This is a genomic window from Weissella sp. DD23 (genome assembly GCF_001579105.1).
Classification (GTDB): domain Bacteria; phylum Bacillota; class Bacilli; order Lactobacillales; family Lactobacillaceae; genus Weissella; species Weissella cibaria.
On sequence record NZ_KQ970390.1, the window covers coordinates 336,710 to 339,528 of the forward strand.

At 42.4% G+C, this 2,819-nt stretch carries 3 protein-coding genes; all 3 read right to left on the reverse strand.

The window, feature by feature from the left end:
- Positions 1-32 precede the first annotated feature (32 nt).
- Complete coding sequence (locus tag WEIDD23_RS01625) at positions 33-1,181, reverse strand: CAP domain-containing protein (protein WP_062358702.1); 1,149 nt, start codon at positions 1,179-1,181, stop codon at positions 33-35.
- 120 nt (positions 1,182-1,301) lie between these two features.
- A complete protein-coding gene (locus WEIDD23_RS01630) occupies positions 1,302-1,937 on the reverse strand; it encodes a YfbR-like 5'-deoxynucleotidase (RefSeq protein WP_010374849.1) in 636 nt (211 codons plus the stop codon).
- A gap of 104 nt (positions 1,938-2,041) precedes the next feature.
- Positions 2,042-2,819: CamS family sex pheromone protein (locus WEIDD23_RS01635; protein WP_242865375.1), on the reverse strand; the 778-nt coding region annotated here is incomplete at its 5' end.

A 2,819-nucleotide genomic window follows, 5' to 3' on the forward strand; every position in this document is an offset into this window, starting at 1 on the left:
GATTTATCATATTGCCCCTCGCTTCCGTATTGTTAGTTTAGATCATGTGCTGGTCGATTGAATGTCCCTGTCTCGCGGGTTGATTTGAAATAATCATTCCAAGCATCGATTCCAGTTTGATTAATATTTTTAGTTGAACCAAATTCCGTTACGATAAAGATTTTACCGTCTTTTTCACTTAAAGCGACCCCAATTTGGTTCATGTATGGTGATAACATCAGCTTGCGGTGAGAAAAATTGGCAACCCCGTTATCAGTGTACCAGTTAGCAACTGTATTTTTGCCAAAATCAGTTGCGGATGTCCCAAATGTAGTTGTGTCCCCCATTTGAAGGTTTTCCCCAGATAGCGACCAAGTGTTACCACCATTGCGATCAAAGGCCGTCTGCATGCCCATGTGGTTATCAAGCGTTCCCATCTTGGCTTGCTGCTGTGCGCGGTAATGAGCGATTTTCCGTAATTTATTATTGACTACCACCTTTTTTTCGCCATTTTTTTGGCGCAATGCGTTGATTTCAGCCGTCATTTTCTTTAATGCCGTCTTTTTATCAAACGGTAAGCCAGTATTATTTGTCGACGTGCTACTTGCCTGATTGGGGTCAGTTAATTGTTTAACTGCTTTTGCACTAACATAGCCATCGTCGCCAACATCACTTTTAATATGGTAGTAGAGTGTTGTTGTCCACTGGCCCTTTTTGATGGGAGCCATAATCGATACTTGTGCATCAGCAGTTACCAACGTGGTTTTTAGCGTTTTCAGTGTTTTAAATGACAAATTATTCGATAATTGTCCGCCCACAAATGAAAGTAATTTTGTGTGGGTCTTTAATGACGCTTGTTGCGGTGTCAGAGCTGCTGTATTTTGAATGTACGGCAGTGCCCGATAATGCGTTAACTTTTTCAGTACATGCTTATTGTTTGTAGAAGCGATTTGTTGAAATGACCCATCAGATTTTTTGGCCAAAATACGGTATACATCCGCATTGTCTTTTGCCACAATTTGCTGTTGCGCAAAAATTTTGTGTCCCAACGAATCTTTCGTCGATCGAACAGTTTGATAATTATTATTGATTTCTTCTGCCGTTGCCGGTGCAGCAGAAATCACAGTGGGTTGACTTGCCAGGCCAACCGCAAGTTCAGCAACAACGACTGCGCTGAAGAATAAAGTGCGACTTACTCTCATAGATTCTCTCTCCATAGCACCAATGATTACGGTTAATTATCACTGGTTGGTAAAACAATCAAAAAGCCACTGAGAATGCAGTGGCTTTTTGTCTCTTACTATTATTATACCGGAAATTCTCTATTTTGAGTTGAAGATTCCGATGTAGATACGTTGGAGCTGTTCTGATCCAGGAAATTGTTCCGCCAATAGCTCTGGCAAAACCTCCTTGATGAAATAAGCCACACTTGGCATATCGCGGAAGGCGAAAATAGTGGCGAGACTTTCCTTGTAAATTTCCAGGAACACAGGCTCAGGGTTACCCTTCTGTAGTTCGCCGTATGCTTCGTACAACAAATCAACCTTGTCGGCGACGGAAAGAATACGTCCCTCCAAAGTATCGTCCTTACCTTCGTGAAGGCGACGTTTGTAAACCGCTTGTAGCTCCGTTGGGATTTCTGTTTTGACGAAGTTGTCTGATAATGAATCTTCAACATCCGCTAACATTTGACGTAAAGTTGCAGATGCGTATTTAACTGGTGTTCGAATATCACCAATGAAGCGCTCCGTAATATCGTGATTCAAGGCCTTCTCGTACAACATACGCCAATCAATTTCATTGCCAGCCTGTTCCTCGATGTCACCCAAAAATTGCGCAGCTTCAGTTACTTTCCATGAATGGGCTGCAACAGAATGTGGTTGGTACTTGAAGTAACCCGGTGCACGCGTAATCATTTCCAATTCATTTAATCCAGATAGGTATTGATGCATTCCCATATTCTTACTCCCCCAAAATTTCATTTTTTCTATACTACGGGTATTCTTAGTAAAATGCAAGTAAAAACCGACAATCCATTTTACGGGATTGTCGGTTAAACGTTTTAGTATGAACCAAGGATTGTAACAGTGTACTTACTATCATTGGCACCCTTGATAATGTAGGCTTGCATACCAGTTGAGGCCTCCATACGAATTTGTACAGGTACGCCATTTGGTAGATAACTTGGTGCTGTTTCAGCAATGTAGTTAGCAAAGCTTTCAATTTCTGTTGCTGAATAGAACTGCGTTGAGACAGTGACGTTCAACCCTTTCAAGTTTGAGCCATCATAGGAAGCTTGTCCAGTGATTGAAGACAAGTTTGGGAAGAACCCTTGGAGTTTATCCGTGAAGTTCTTAAAGCTTGTATTCAAAGCGCTACCAACGGACTTTTCTGATGTTGTCCCATCTTGCATTGGCAAAACAACGGTTTGACGATCCAAGTCAGTCCAATTGCCCAAGGTATCGCCCGAGTTAGCAACACTCCAGCTATAGAAATTACCACCTGATAATGAATCCTCAGGTGCTTGGGCGTACATTGCCACATAAATTGGCACATCATTGCCAACTCCGCTCATGGCGCGGTATCGCTTGACAACTTCTGCAGCCATTTCTTTACCGTGCGCAATGCGTTCTGCCTTTGAAATGTCTTGCGTAAAGTTCGCGCCCCACTGTTCCTTTTGGTAGACATCTTGCGTATTCATTGCCATACCAATAACGATGCCAGCGAGTTTCAAGTCGTTACCATCTTGCGTCATAAAGTCTTGCTCTTCAAGTGTCTGTAGGTAGAAAGGTGCTCGTGAATCGTCAGTTTTACCGTTATCCTCTGGATTTAATCCATCT